A 14,087-nucleotide genomic window follows, 5' to 3' on the forward strand; every position below is an offset into this window, starting at 1 on the left:
TTCGATGATCTTAGTTATTTTGCATCACTGATATAAGCAGAGGTCACATACTGATGCTTATCCATCCCCGGGGCTTCCCAAGTCACAGTTACCGTAGCAAACCGTCTAGGGCCAACTGTCACCGAACGTGTACCATTGGGTAGCTGTGTTATGGGAGTTGCATCCTCAATATAATTGGCGACATTGGTAGGATCTGTCCACATACGACCTAAACGTTCTTGCGCAATAAAACTGGCATCCGATCTGAATTTAGCATCCGAGCTATTTTTGATCATGGCGCCCTGTAAGCCCACTAATGCAAGAATACCCATCGAGAAAATCAAAACGGCGACCAATGCTTCCAACAGTACAGAGCCCGATTGTTTTGTTTTATATATAGATATGTGTTTGCTCATCATACCAACCTAACATTTTCTAGGGTCTGTCGGCGCGGTAATCGCCGGTTCGCACATACGAATCGTGCCGCTACCCTGCGGGAATCGCACACTAACTTCCCTTAAATCAGACCCACTTAAATTAGAATTTTTGATATCTAGTTGCTTCAATTGCCCGCTAGCACTTGTTTGCGTACCAAAACTATTGAATATGACATTATCATTACCCGTTTTAGTCACCACAATTTTGGAGCTGGATCCTTCTTTAGCGGCTTTCTGGCTGATAATTGCCGGGCAATCTTCCACCCCGTCTCCATCTGTATCACCTACTACGGTAACGCAGCCCACCTCCCAAGAGTTGTCTGCGTTTATCTTAAATCTAACTTGTTGATTACGTTTAACAGCTTCTGCGCGCGCTAATTGCAAACCATTTCTAAATGACTCTCCCACCGTTCTGATTTGTGCATTGCCTATCGTCGACATAAAACTTGGGAATGCAACCAAGCTGACTATAGCAATCACACTCATGACCACGGCCAGCTCAATCATATTGAACCCATGCTGTAGGTTTTTTGAACGCAGCATTATTAGCATGACCCGCCTTTTTTGGTAATCCAGCATGTACTGCCAACAGTGCCATCATATTTAGAGGTTTTAGCATTGCTTTGGTCAATCGTAAATTCAAAGTTATTTAAGCTGTGATTCGATTTACCAGCCGCTGTAATCTTAAATGTTGCAGCAGCTCTATCACACGTATAATCAAAATACTGTGTGGTACCTAAAGCTGGCGTACAAGGTGCATCTACATAGGTACGAGTATCTTGAAAATACTGCTCTGCTCTAATTTTCAAATCAGCCAGTGTAGAGGTTGCTTCTGCCACCTTGCCTTGTTTCACATATTCCGAGTAAGCAGGAATAGCAATCGTTGCTAGAATAGCGATAATTGCGAATGTAATCATCAACTCTAGCAAGGTAAAACCGCCTTCGACATTTTTGTTTAACATGGTACCTGCCAACATAGTTAGCCCCTCTCAGTTTCGCAAACTTATCATGCCAAACCCCTTCATTACATGTCTATCACTATCCGATAATCGGTGAATTAACGGGAGTAAACGGTTCTATTCTCGATATTAACCACCGTTTTTTGCATTAATGTTAAAATTCACGCTTGTTCGTTTGCCGTCAGGGTGTTTCTGCCATGCGTGATATTTATACCAAAATAGCCTGTTTCTCTGCCTTACTCATGCTGCTTACTGCCTGCGGGACTAAAGGGCCGCTCTATATTCCTGAGCAGCAATATCCGCAAGACACCCCAGAAACTGCACCTCAACCTGCAGCGCCGGCACCTGCTTCCAGCTACTAACCTCTATTTATATAAGCCATTATCGTGAGTTCATTCCATTTTAAAAACGGCACATTATGTGCCGAACAAGTTTCCTTAACTACCATTGCCGAGCAATATCAAACGCCTTGCTATGTCTATTCCAAAGCGGCTTTGACTAATGCATTCAAGCAATTTCAGGCAGGGCTGACGCAAGCGGACCATCTGGTTTGCTTTGCTGTGAAAGCGAACCCTAGTTTGGCCATTCTGAATTTGTTTGCCACATTAGGCGCTGGGTTTGACATCGTATCTGGTGGCGAACTCGCGCGCGTGCTAGCGGCTGGTGGCGATCCGAAAAAAGTCGTGTTCTCTGGCGTGGGAAAAAGTCATGAAGAAATGCGCGCAGCATTGAATGCTGGCATTTTATGTTTCAACATTGAATCCGAAAGTGAGCTGCACAGACTCAATGCCGTAGCAGGCGAGATGGGCAAAGTCGCGCCTGTATCTTTGCGGGTGAATCCTAACGTAGATGCAAAAACACACCCTTATATTTCTACCGGACTTAAAAATAATAAATTTGGTGTGGCGTTTGAGAGCGCAATTGCGCTGTATGAGCAAGCGGCAGCCATGCCAAACATTGCGGTGCATGGGGTAGATTGCCATATTGGCTCGCAAATTACTGAACTCTCACCGTTTTTAGATGCGCTGGATCGTGTACTTGGCTTGGTCGACCATTTGGAAAGCAAAGGCATACACATTACCCATATTGATGTGGGTGGTGGCATTGGCATTACTTATTCGGATGAAGCACCACCAGCGTTTGCTGAATATACGCAAGCTATTTTGCAAAAACTGGCTGGCCGCAACGTCAAAGTATTATTTGAGCCCGGTCGCGCATTAGTAGGCAATGCCGGTGTCATGCTGACCAAAGTGGAATATCTCAAAATGGGCAATTTGGACGACGCAGACAAGCCTAAAAACTTTGCGATTGTCGATGCTGCCATGAACGACCTGATGCGCCCAGCCTTGTATGATGCTTATCACGATATTGTTGCCGTCCAGCCGCGCGATGGAGAAGCACGCACCTATGAAATCGTTGGGCCAGTTTGCGAAAGCGGTGACTTTCTTGGGCGCGACCGCACACTCAATCTTGAAGAAGGCGATCTGCTAGCGGTCAAATCTGCTGGTGCTTACGGCATGAGTATGGCCAGCAATTACAACACGCGTCCACGTGCCGCAGAAATCATGGTAGATGGCGATAAACATCACTTGATTCGCGAGCGCGAACAAGTGAAGCAGTTGTTTTCATTGGAAAAATTAATCCCTTAACTCCAGATATTGCAGGTTTGGTGTGATTGGCGTAGATTTTACGTTTAAGCAATTGATCGCTTAAAAAACTATCAATGTTCATACTATAAACAACGGAGATAAAATGAAAAGTTTGCTCGTATTGTTGTTTGCTATCATGACATTTAACGCTTTACCTGCTTTCGCCGACGATGCGCCATTACCTGAAATTGCGCCTGTGGACGAACCAGCGATTCCACCATTGGATGCTCCAGCAACGGAATAACACAAAATAAAAAAGCGAGCATAAAGCTCGCTTTTTCGTTTTCATATCCACTCACACACTAATCAAAAATCACCGTTTTATTCGCATACAATAAAATACGATTTTCAATATGCCAGCGCACAGCTTTGGACAGCACCACACGCTCTAAATCCCGCCCTTTTTGAATCAAATCTTCCACTTGGTCGCGGTGCGAGATACGGTCAATGTCTTGCTCAATAATCGGGCCTTCATCCAACACTTCAGTCACATAATGACTGGTTGCACCAATCAACTTCACGCCACGTTCAAACGCGCGATGATAGGGGCGTGCGCCAATAAATGCAGGCAAGAATGAATGGTGAATATTGATGATTTTTTGCGGGTAGCGCGCCACAAAATCGGGTGACAAGATTTGCATATAGCGCGCCAATACGATTAAGTCGATATTGTAATCAGCAAACAATTTAAATTGCGCCGCTTCGGCCTCCGCTTTGTTTTCTTTGGTCACCGCAATATAATGAAAATCAATGCCATAAAACTTCACTAGCGCTTCCGTATCACGGTGGTTACTAATCACCAGCGGGATTTCACAGGCCAATTCACCGCTTTTGTGGCGATGTAGCAAGTCAGCTAGGCAATGATCGTATTGGGACACCATAATCGCCACGCGCGTTTTGTGCTGTGACAATTTCAATTGCCAAGTCATATTGAATCTGGTTGCAATGGGCGCAAACGCTTGGCCAAACGCAGCTTCGTCCACATTAAAATTGGCTAAGTCCCATTCCACGCGCATCAAAAACAGATTATTTTCTGCATCCTGATGCTGGTCTGCGTGTAAAATATTGGCATTGTGCTGGTACAGAAAATCAGCAATCGAGGCCACGATGCCTTTGGCATCTGGGCAAGTAATAAGCAGTGTTGCAGTGTTTTTCATCGCAATCGTAGGTCAGCCATCAATAAATTGGTGTGATTATACCCGATGCAACCGTACACTGATAAACGAGAGTAAACAAGCATGAGTCAAACGAGTCCATCAGAGCAGTCTAGCCAGCCTAATATTGTGCTCGCCAACCCACGTGGGTTTTGCGCTGGGGTTGATCGCGCCATTATCATTGTAGAACAAGCGCTAGAAAAATTCGGCGCCCCTATTTATGTGCGCAATGAAGTGGTCCACAACAAATTTGTGGTGAACCAGTTGCGTGAAAAAGGCGCTATTTTTGTAGATGATTTGGAAAAGATTCCCACTGGTAGCACAGTCATCTTCAGTGCCCATGGCGTCTCTAAAGCCGTGCGTGCAGAGGCCGAGGCACGCGGCTTAACCGCCTACGATGCGACTTGTCCATTGGTCACAAAAGTACATATCGAAGTGGCCAAAATGCGCAAAGAAGGCTTGGAAATCATCATGATTGGCCATAAAGGGCATCCGGAAGTGGAAGGCACCATGGGCCAAGTAGAGGGCGACCCCAGCAAGCAGGGCATGTACCTGGTTGAAACGCCCGAGGACGTTGTCGCATTAGCTGTCAAAGACAGTGAGAAACTAGCGTTTGTGACGCAAACCACACTCTCGATGGATGATGCGGCGCAAGTGATTCATGCCCTCAAAACACGTTTTCCTAATATCCAATCGCCCAAAAGTGATGACATCTGCTACGCCACACAAAACCGTCAAGATGCCGTCAAAATCATGGCCAAAGACTGTGACTTGGTGATTATTGTAGGTTCTCCCAATAGCTCCAACTCCAATCGCTTGCGTGAGGTTGCGCAGAACCAAGGTGTAGAAGCCTATATGGTCGACAATGCCAGTTACTTAAAACAGGAATGGTTGATTGGCAAGCAGAAAGTCGGTGTCTCTGCTGGCGCTTCCGCACCAGACATTTTAGTGAAAGAAGTGATTGCGCAATTGCAACAATTTGGCGCGCAAGGTGTCCATGAACTACAGGGTGTGGTGGAAAGCGTCGTGTTTCAATTGCCTAAAAACTTGGTGAATGCACCGAGCAAAGTGACGCAAAAAACGACTTAAGCCAGATGCATAAGATTCCCGTATCTGCACTTGTACTCATCCACACGCCTGCATTAGAGGTGCTGATCATGGAGCGTGCAGACAAACCGGGCTATTGGCAATCGGTGACAGGCAGTATCGAGTTAGGCGAGACACCAGAGCAGGCGGCGGTTCGTGAAGTGAAAGAAGAGACTGGGCTGGATGCATTAGCCTACAATTTTCAAGATTGGCACACTAGCAACGTCTACGAAATTTATCCGCACTGGCGTTACCGCTATGCTGCCGGCGTTACCGAAAACATTGAGCACTTATTTGGCCTGATGCTGCCGAGTGCTTTGCCGATTACACTTGCGCCGGATGAACACACGCAATACGTTTGGGTAGATTGGCGGGAGGCGGCGCAACGCGTATTCTCTTGGACCAATGTGGATGCACTGAAAAGATTAGGTGAAAGACATGGACTTAACTTGTAAAATAGACGGTATACATTTTTAATTGATAGATATGCAAACCGCCACTATTAAATTTGAGAAATTTCAATCCACTAAGGACGACGATTGTCAGGCCAGAATTCTGGCTGCGCGCGAAAAACTGGGCAAACGCTTAGTCATTCTTGGTCACCATTATCAGCATGAAAGCGTGTACCGCCATGCCGATTACACCGGTGATTCGCTCAAACTATCTAAGTATTGCGAGAGCTTAGATGCTGAATACATTGTGTTTTTGGGCGTGCATTTTATGGCAGAAGTGGCTGATATTTTGAGCCGCCCTGAGCAGATTGTCATCTTGCCTGACCTAGCAGCAGGTTGCTCCATGGCCGACATGGCCAACTTGGCCAAAGTAGAACGCAGCTACCGCGAGCTTAACAAAGTACTGAACTTTGATGAGGAAATCACGCCGATTACCTACATTAACTCTGCTGCAGATTTAAAAGCGTTCTGTGGCGAACATGGCGGCATTGTGTGTACCAGCACCAATGCGCCAAAAATATTGGAGTGGGGCTTTAAACAACGCGAGAAGGTACTGTTCTTTCCAGACCAAAACTTAGGACGCTGGAGCGGCCATAAAATGGGCATCCCCTTAGAGCAAATGCCTGTATGGGACCCAGACCAACCATTGGGTGGTTTAACGGTAGAGCAAATCAAAAATGCCAAAATCCTGTTATGGAAAGGGCATTGCGCAGTGCATCAAATGTTCCGCCCACAAAATATCGAGCATTTTAAGAAGTTGCATCCGGATGGCTTTGTCATCTCTCACCCGGAAGCACCGTTTGAAGTTTGCCTAAACTCAGATTATGTAGGTTCTACCGAGTACATTCTCAGAACCGTAAGTGAGGCACCACCCAACACCAAATGGCTGGTGGGCACCGAGTTAAATCTAGTCACACGTCTGGCCGAGCAAATGAAGCCGCAAGGTAAACATGTGCAGTTTATGAGCCACGTGGTGTGTGAGTGCTCTACTATGGCGCGTATTGATCCACAGCACTTGGCATGGTGCTTGGAAAATCTAGCAGAAGGTAACATCGTCAATCAAATCAAAGTACCCAAGCATGAAGCAGAACTGGCTAAACTTACGCTAGATAGAATGCTACAAGCCTCATAGTATGAGCGCTTGCCCGCTTTGCCAATCCAGCCCGCACGCCATTCTTTGGCAGGATGATTTTTGCCGAGTGGTATTACTGCAAGATGCAGACTATCCGGCTTATTGCCGTGTTGAACTGTTAGCACATGTGAAAGAAATGACCGACTTAGCGCCGCAAGCGCGTGCCCGCACCATGAAAGTGGTGTTTGCGGTTGAAACCGCCATTCGCGAAGTCATCCAGCCAGACAAAATCAATCTAGCCAGTCTAGGCAACAAAACACCACATATGCACTGGCATGTCATTCCACGTTTTGAGACGGATAAGCACTTTCCAAATAGCCATTGGGGCGAGGCAGTAAACAATAGCCAAGCACAGCCACTGACTGCATTACAAGTAGAAACGCTGACTGAAAAAATAAAAGCACATGTGACATGTGCTTTATCTTCTTAACGTTATCGCACTTACTCTATCACCAGCCGCTTAACCACTTTGCCATTGATTAAATGGCTCTCGATGATTTCATCCACATCTTCGTGGTCCACAAAGGTATACCAGACCGCTTCTGGATACACCACCATCAACGGCCCTTGCGCACAGCGGTCTAGGCAACCTGCACGGTTAATACGTACTTTGCCTTCGCCATTTAAGCCCAACTTTTTCACGCGCAATTTCATATGGTCAAATGCAGCTTCAGCGCCTTTGTTCATGCAGCAATCTTCACCGTTTTCGCGTTGATTCAAACAGAAAAATACATGGTGTTTAAAGTGGTTGGTCATGTGTTGATACCTTATTCGTGAACTCTATATGTTTGATTGAAAAATTATTCGCCATCAGCATCAGATCATTTAGCTTTTGTTTTTAGGCAAGGCGTTTGAGCGCAAACAGTGCAGCGAGTACGGTAAGCGAAAACAACGCAGCATAAAAGCAAAAACTAAATGACCTATTCGGTGGAGAGGGCGTCTTCTTGCGTAAATGTCCACGTCCTTGTCACACTTAAAATGTCAGCATCCCGCTTAATATCTGCCGGAAACGCAGAAAAAGGTGCAGATAACTCCACAATTTTCTTGGCTGCCAGATCTAATATTTTATGCCCTGAACTGCGGTTAATTTTAATCTCTTCCAAGCTACCATCGGCTCTAATAGAGACCGTCATTTGCAGCTGTCCATATAGTTTTTGATGTTTAGCTGCCTCTGGGTAATTCAGGTTACCGACACGCTCAACCTTTTGCCGCCAAGCTTCGATATACATGGCGTAACGGTATTCTTGCGTGCGTGCGCCGATGAATTTGCGCTTTGGCCGCTTTTGATATTCATCTTGCTGCTTGGCAATCAATGCCTCCAAGCGGTCAATTTCTTTAGCCGATGCCAATAAATCTTGCGTATTCAGTGCTTTCAGTTTGACGGATTGTTCGCCAGTCTCCGGCGTAGCTGCGGCCGCTTGCTGTGTGGGTTTGGATTGTACTTTTTGTAGCGCATTGATTTGTGTCATCAACTCTTGCGCCTGCTTCTCCAAGGCTTCTACACGCTTTTGTTCTTGTATTTGTTCTGCGCTCAATTTTGCCGCTTTTGATGCGCTGCGCGGCTCTGCGTGCTGTTGCAGTTTCACTTCTTGTGTTTTTTGATTAGGGGAAGGCAATGCCGTTTTCAGCTTGCGATTTTCATCGGTATTGCCGCCACGGTCTAAATTCGCTTGTGCTAGCACCTCTGCTTTTTTGGGTGCCTCTTTGGTTTTGGCGTTCACCAGCATCACTTCTAAAGCAGGCAAGCTATCTTTAAACTTCTTTAACTCCGGCTGAAATTTGATACTCAGCGCCACCAAATGTACCAGCACAGAAATCCACACAGCAATCATCAGTGGACTCTGTGAAGTCTTTTTGTTCACAATCGTCCTTGCTTTAGCTGCCTGTGGTTTTTTCTCAGCCAAACCTGATTACCTCTTTAGCGCATCGAGTATCTTTTGATGCACGCCACCAAAGCCGCCATTACTCATCACCAAAATATGGTCGCCCGCAATGGCAATCCCTGCGATGGCATTGACCAATTGATCTAAGTCATCAAAGGTGTGTGACTTATGTGCAATCGGCTTGAGTGCTTCGGCAGCATCCCAACCCAAATTGGCTCCGTAGCAAAATACTATATCTGCCTGTGCTAAGCTGGCTGGCAAGGCATCTTTCATTACGCCCAGTTTCATGGTGTTACTTCTAGGTTCAAGCACAGCCAGTATTCTTGCGACACCTACTTTGGCGCGCAAACCTGCTACCGTCGTTTCAATGGCGGTAGGGTGGTGCGCAAAGTCATCGTATACCGTGATTTGATTGACCACGCCTTTGGTTTCCATACGGCGTTTTACATTTTTAAACGCACCTAGTGCCTCAATACTAGTAGCAACAGCCACGCCTGCATGGCGTGCGGCAGCAATACAAGCCAGCGCATTCATGCGGTTATGCTCACCCAGCAAATCCCAAGTCACCCGGCCTTGTAACTGGCCTTGGTATAGCACATCAAAATGGCCATCACCGCTGGCATTGGTCGCTTGCCAATCAGCATCGGTACCAAATTGCTCTACTGGCGTCCAACAACCTTTATCAATCACGCGTTGCAGGCTCGCCTCTTTACCATTGCGGACGACCAAGCCTTGTTGCGGCACGGTTCTGACCAAATGATGGAATTGCTTTTCTATGGCAGCCAAGTCTTCAAAAATATCGGCATGGTCATATTCTAAATTGTTCAGAATGGCAGTACGCGGACGGTAGTGGACGAACTTGGAACGTTTATCGAAAAAGGCCGTGTCGTATTCGTCGGCTTCGATCACAAAGAAAGGGGAAATACTGCTTTTGTCTTGGGTCGGCACCTGCGGCAAACGTGCAGATACAGCAAAATTCTCCGGCACACCACCAATCAAAAAGCCTGGTGCTAAACCTGCAAACTCTAATATCCATGCCAACATAGAACTAGTGGTGGTTTTACCATGCGTGCCTGCTACCGCTAGCACCCATTTACCTTGCAGCACATTTTCCGTCAGCCATTGTGGGCCCGAAATATAAGGAAAGCCTTGATTCAGAATGGCTTCCATCAGCGGGTTGCCACGGGTAACGACATTGCCGATCACATACATATCCGGATTGAGTTTGGTCTGCTCCGCTGCAAAGCCTTCAATCAGTTGTATGCCCTGCGCTTCTAACTGTGTGCTCATGGGCGGGTACACATTGGCATCACACCCCGTGACGGTATGACCGGCTTGTTTTGCCAGCACCGCGATACCACCCATAAAGGTGCCACAAATACCTAATATATGAATATGCAATTGATAACCTTAATATATTTGCTTATAAAAACTGACCTGCCATGTAAACCCATTAACCCAAATTCGGTGCCAACCAACGCTCTAAATAAGCTTTTTCTAAGCCGCGCCGTTTGGCCATATCTTCTAATTGATCCATACCAATTTTATCGACACTAAAATATTTAGCTTGGCGATGCGCAAAGTAAAATCCACTCACCGCCGCCGCTGGCAACATAGCAAAGCTGTCGGTCAATTGCATGTCAATTTCCTCAGCCTGCAATAGTTTAAACATATCTGCTTTCACTGTGTGGTCTGGGCAGGCGGGGTAACCAGGCGCTGGACGAATACCAGCATATTCCTCTTTAATCAGTGCATCTTTACTGAGCGCTTCATCCGCAGCGTAACCCCAAAAATCTTGGCGAATACGCTCGTGCATATATTCGGCAAAGGCTTCCGCCAAGCGGTCCGCCAATGATTTAAACATAATGGCATTGTAGTCATCATGCTGCTTTTCGTACTCAGCCAGACGTTTTTCCATGCCTAATCCAGCCGTCACCGCGAATAAACCGATGTAATCCTCTGTATCCTTTGGCGCAATAAAATCGGCCAAACACTGGTTAGGTCGGGCCACACCCTCTATCACCGGCTTAACGGTTTGCTGGCGCATGCCGTAGTAGGTAAATGCCACTTCCTGCCGCGTATCATCCGTATAAATTTCAATGTCATCATCGTTGACTACGTTGGCCGGCTGCAAAGCAATCACGCCATTGGCGGTAAGCCAGCGCCCCTCAATGATTTTTTTGAGCATGGCTTGCGCTTCGGCAAACACTTTGGTGGCGGCCTCACCCACTACTTCATCGGTCAGGATTGCGGGATAGAAACCGGCTAGATCCCAAGTCTGAAAGAACGGACCCCAATCGATGTATTGCGCGATTAAGGCTAAATCGATATTTTTAAACACGCGGCGGCCAATAAACTTAGGTTTCACAGGCGCATACTCACCCTCAAAACTCAACTTGGTTTTGTTGGCACGCGCATCGGCTATGGTCAACATCGGCACACCTTTTTTATTGGCGTGTTGAGCACGTGCTTTTTCATAATCGGCCTGAATCTCCGCCAAATACGCACCGCGGGTTTCTGGCGTGAGCAGGTTTTGCATGACCGAGACTGAACGCGAAGCGTCAGGCACATAAATCACTGGGCCATCATAATTTGGCGCAATTTTAACGGCAGTATGTGCACGTGAAGTGGTCGCGCCGCCAATCAATAACGGTGTTTTTTGGTCATAAAAATGCGGATCCCGCTGCATTTCTTTGGCAACATAGGCCATCTCTTCAAGCGAGGGCGTAATCAAGCCGGACAAACCAATGATGTCGGCATTTTCCGCTTTCGCCATGGCTAAAATCTCGGCCGCGGGCACCATCACGCCCATGTTCACCACCTCAAAGTTGTTGCATTGCAGCACCACGCTGACGATATTTTTACCGATGTCATGCACATCGCCCTTCACCGTGGCAATCACCACTTTGCCTTTGGGCTTAGCGACAATGCCGGTGCGTTTTTCTTCTAACGCTTTTTCTTCCTCAATAAAAGGAATGAGATGCGCCACTGCGGACTTCATCACGCGTGCTGACTTCACCACTTGCGGCAGGAACATTTTGCCTTGCCCAAATAAATCGCCCACCACGTTCATGCCGTCCATCAACGGGCCTTCAATCACATGGATTGGGCGGCCGCCGTTTTGCATCACTTCGACACGCGCTTCTTCCGTATCTTGCACAATAAACTCGGTAATACCATGCACCATGGCATGCGCTAAACGCTTTTGCACCGAGACTGGGTGCTCTGGGGTGCCACGCCATTCTAAAGTGGCTTCTTCTTTCTTGCCGCCTGCTTTAAGCGTACCTGCGATTTCAATCAGGCGCTCAGTCGGCGCAAGCAAGTTATTTGGGTCGGTGACGCGGTTCAGTACCACATCTTCGACACACTGCTTGAGCTCCGGCGCCAAATCATCGTACACACCCATCATGCCAGCATTGACAATGCCCATGGTCATGCCCGCTTGAATGGCATGGTAGAGGAACACAGTATGAATCGCTTCACGTGCCGGATCATTGCCGCGGAAGCTAAAACTCACATTGGAAACCCCGCCAGAAATTTTGGCATGCGGCAGGTTTTGCTTAATCCAGCGCGTAGCTTCAATAAAGTCCACCGCGTAGTTATTGTGCTCTTCAATCCCGGTCGCAATGGCAAAAATATTGGGGTCAAAGATAATGTCTTCTGGCGGGAAATCCATGCCCACCAATAAATCATAGGCACGTTTGCAAATCTCAATTTTGCGTGCATAGGTATCGGCTTGGCCTTTTTCATCAAAGGCCATCACAATCACTGCGGCGCCATAACGACGACACAATGTCGCTTGGCGCAAAAACTCGGCTTCGCCTTCTTTCATGGAGATGGAGTTGACAATGGCCTTGCCTTGTACGCACTTTAAGCCGGCCTCAATCACATTCCACTTTGAGGAGTCAATCATGATCGGCACGCGCGCAATATCTGGCTCGGATGCGATTAAGTTCAAGAAATGCGTCATCGCTTTTACAGCATCCAACATGCCTTCGTCCATGTTGATGTCGATGACTTGCGCACCGTTCTCTACTTGCTGACGCGCGACACTTAGCGCCTCTTCGTATTGCTCGTTGATAATCATGCGCGCAAAGGCTTTAGAACCTGTTACGTTGGTGCGCTCACCCACGTTCACATACAGTGAATTTTCATCAATGATAAAAGGCTCTAATCCAGACAATTTGGTGACCGGGACCTGTGTCGGTACAGCGCGCGGAGGCAACGCTTTAATGGCGTTATAAATCGCGTTAATGTGGGGCGGTGTAGTTCCGCAACAGCCACCCGCAATATTCACAAACCCACTCACAGCAAATTCTTTGACTAAGCTGGAAGTGACATCCGGCGTTTCATCAAAACCGGTATCACTCATGGGGTTAGGCAAGCCGGCATTCGGATAAATACAGACGAAAGTATCCGCCACTTTGGAAAGCTCTTCTGCATAAGGCCGCATCAAGGTTGCACCTAGCGCGCAATTCAAACCCACTGTGAGTGGTTTAGCATGGCGTACAGAATGCCAGAATGCCGTCACCGTTTGCCCGGACAGAATACGGCCGGAGGCATCGGTCACGGTACCCGAAATCATCAAGGGCAGGGTATAGCCCACTTCTTCAAAAAATGTGTCGATGGCAAACAATGCCGCCTTGCAATTGAGCGTATCGAAAATGGTTTCCACCATCAGGATATCCGCACCACCTTCAACCAAGGCACGCGTTTGCTCCAAGTAGGCAGCCACCAACTGATCAAAGCTGACGTTACGTGCGGCAGGGTCATTCACATCGGGAGAAATACTTGCGGTTTTAGGGGTAGGGCCTAATGCACCCGCCACAAAACGCGGCTTATCCGGCGTGCTGTATTTAACGCACGCCGCCTTGGCCAGCTTGGCCGATTCCACATTCATCTCATAGACAAGATGCGCCATATGATAGTCGTCTTGCGCTACGCTGGTTGCACCAAAGGTGTTGGTCTCAATAATATCGGCACCAGCAGCCAAATATTTTTCATGAATCTCTTGAATCACTTGCGGTTGCGTCAAGGTCAACAGTTCATTATTGCCTTTGACAAACAACTCACGCTCACCAATGGGTGCTTTGAAGTCGACGAAACGCTCGCCACGATAATCGGCTTCGGTCAGCTTGTATTGCTGAATCATGGTACCCATCGCGCCATCCAAAATGAGAATACGCTCTGCCAATAATGCACGCAGCTGGGTTTCCGTAGCGCTGATTTTGTTTCCCGACATAAAGTGCTTTCAAATCCATATGACTAACTGCGCACATTTTAGCATGTTGGATTCATTTGCACTTTTACTGTGTGTGATTGCTGCGTGTGCTGTGTACTGTTTTCTGCGTGATTC

Annotated in this window: 15 protein-coding genes; 7 read left to right on the forward strand and 8 right to left on the reverse strand. The window is 47.3% G+C overall.

The features are described 5' to 3' along the window. Positions 1 to 14 precede the first annotated feature (14 nt). Genes A3Q3_RS0108595 through A3Q3_RS0108605 form a run of 3 tightly spaced genes read right to left on the reverse strand, consistent with a single transcriptional unit; the run spans position 15 to position 1,378 of the window. Complete coding sequence (locus A3Q3_RS0108595) at positions 15 to 395, reverse strand: hypothetical protein (protein WP_020183184.1); 381 nt, start codon at positions 393 to 395, stop codon at positions 15 to 17. Between the two features lie 9 nt (positions 396 to 404). Then, positions 405 to 959 carry a GspH/FimT family pseudopilin gene (locus tag A3Q3_RS0108600; protein ID WP_026361843.1) on the reverse strand — a complete coding sequence of 185 codons (555 nt, stop codon included), beginning with the start codon at positions 957 to 959 and terminating at the stop codon, positions 405 to 407. 2 nt (positions 960 to 961) lie between these two features. Next, on the reverse strand, positions 962 to 1,378 hold the full coding sequence (locus A3Q3_RS0108605; RefSeq protein WP_025225137.1) for a type IV pilin protein: 417 nt from the start codon (positions 1,376 to 1,378) through the stop codon (positions 962 to 964). Positions 1,379 to 1,572: 194 nt separating this feature from the next. Between A3Q3_RS0108605 and A3Q3_RS14410 the strand changes: the two genes are divergently transcribed. From A3Q3_RS14410 to A3Q3_RS14460, 3 genes are all read left to right on the forward strand, one after another. After that, positions 1,573 to 1,737: a lipoprotein gene (locus A3Q3_RS14410; RefSeq protein WP_020183187.1), complete on the forward strand. Its 165-nt coding sequence runs from the start codon at positions 1,573 to 1,575 to the stop codon at positions 1,735 to 1,737. 24 nt (positions 1,738 to 1,761) lie between these two features. Next, positions 1,762 to 3,024, forward strand: coding sequence for a diaminopimelate decarboxylase (lysA, locus tag A3Q3_RS0108615; protein ID WP_020183188.1), 1,263 nt, complete (start codon positions 1,762 to 1,764; stop codon positions 3,022 to 3,024). Positions 3,025 to 3,127: 103 nt separating this feature from the next. Continuing rightward, positions 3,128 to 3,268: a hypothetical protein gene (locus A3Q3_RS14460; protein ID WP_020183189.1), complete on the forward strand. Its 141-nt coding sequence runs from the start codon at positions 3,128 to 3,130 to the stop codon at positions 3,266 to 3,268. Between the two features lie 58 nt (positions 3,269 to 3,326). On the opposite strand, the gene purU is transcribed toward A3Q3_RS14460, so the two are convergent. Beyond that, complete coding sequence (purU, locus tag A3Q3_RS0108625) at positions 3,327 to 4,181, reverse strand: formyltetrahydrofolate deformylase (protein WP_020183190.1); 855 nt, start codon at positions 4,179 to 4,181, stop codon at positions 3,327 to 3,329. 81 nt (positions 4,182 to 4,262) lie between these two features. Between purU and ispH the strand changes: the two genes are divergently transcribed. The 4 genes from ispH to A3Q3_RS0108645 are packed head-to-tail and all read left to right on the forward strand — an operon-like array spanning position 4,263 to position 7,278. Further along, the gene (gene ispH / locus A3Q3_RS0108630) at positions 4,263 to 5,267 is read left to right on the forward strand and encodes a 4-hydroxy-3-methylbut-2-enyl diphosphate reductase (RefSeq protein WP_020183191.1); all 1,005 of its coding nucleotides are present in this window, start codon (positions 4,263 to 4,265) and stop codon (positions 5,265 to 5,267) included. 5 nt (positions 5,268 to 5,272) lie between these two features. Beyond that, positions 5,273 to 5,719 (forward strand): dihydroneopterin triphosphate diphosphatase, encoded by a 447-nt coding sequence (nudB, locus tag A3Q3_RS0108635; RefSeq protein ID WP_020183192.1) that lies wholly within the window; start codon positions 5,273 to 5,275, stop codon positions 5,717 to 5,719. 31 nt (positions 5,720 to 5,750) lie between these two features. Next, positions 5,751 to 6,848 carry a quinolinate synthase NadA gene (gene nadA / locus A3Q3_RS0108640; protein ID WP_020183193.1) on the forward strand — a complete coding sequence of 366 codons (1,098 nt, stop codon included), beginning with the start codon at positions 5,751 to 5,753 and terminating at the stop codon, positions 6,846 to 6,848. A 1-nt stretch (position 6,849) separates the two neighbouring features. After that, positions 6,850 to 7,278, forward strand: coding sequence for an HIT family protein (locus A3Q3_RS0108645; protein ID WP_020183194.1), 429 nt, complete (start codon positions 6,850 to 6,852; stop codon positions 7,276 to 7,278). 11 nt (positions 7,279 to 7,289) lie between these two features. On the opposite strand, the gene A3Q3_RS0108650 is transcribed toward A3Q3_RS0108645, so the two are convergent. The 4 genes from A3Q3_RS0108650 to metH form a co-directional block, all read right to left on the reverse strand. Then, positions 7,290 to 7,604 carry a ferredoxin gene (locus A3Q3_RS0108650; protein WP_020183195.1) on the reverse strand — a complete coding sequence of 105 codons (315 nt, stop codon included), beginning with the start codon at positions 7,602 to 7,604 and terminating at the stop codon, positions 7,290 to 7,292. 164 nt (positions 7,605 to 7,768) lie between these two features. Continuing rightward, on the reverse strand, positions 7,769 to 8,752 hold the full coding sequence (locus A3Q3_RS0108655; RefSeq protein WP_020183196.1) for an energy transducer TonB: 984 nt from the start codon (positions 8,750 to 8,752) through the stop codon (positions 7,769 to 7,771). 6 nt (positions 8,753 to 8,758) lie between these two features. After that, positions 8,759 to 10,132: a UDP-N-acetylmuramate:L-alanyl-gamma-D-glutamyl-meso-diaminopimelate ligase gene (mpl, locus tag A3Q3_RS0108660; RefSeq protein WP_025225144.1), complete on the reverse strand. Its 1,374-nt coding sequence runs from the start codon at positions 10,130 to 10,132 to the stop codon at positions 8,759 to 8,761. A 52-nt stretch (positions 10,133 to 10,184) separates the two neighbouring features. After that, positions 10,185 to 13,973 carry a methionine synthase gene (metH, locus tag A3Q3_RS0108665; RefSeq protein WP_020183198.1) on the reverse strand — a complete coding sequence of 1,263 codons (3,789 nt, stop codon included), beginning with the start codon at positions 13,971 to 13,973 and terminating at the stop codon, positions 10,185 to 10,187. Positions 13,974 to 14,087 lie beyond the last annotated feature (114 nt).

Source organism: Methylotenera sp. 1P/1 (assembly GCF_000384355.1).
Classification (GTDB): domain Bacteria; phylum Pseudomonadota; class Gammaproteobacteria; order Burkholderiales; family Methylophilaceae; genus Methylophilus.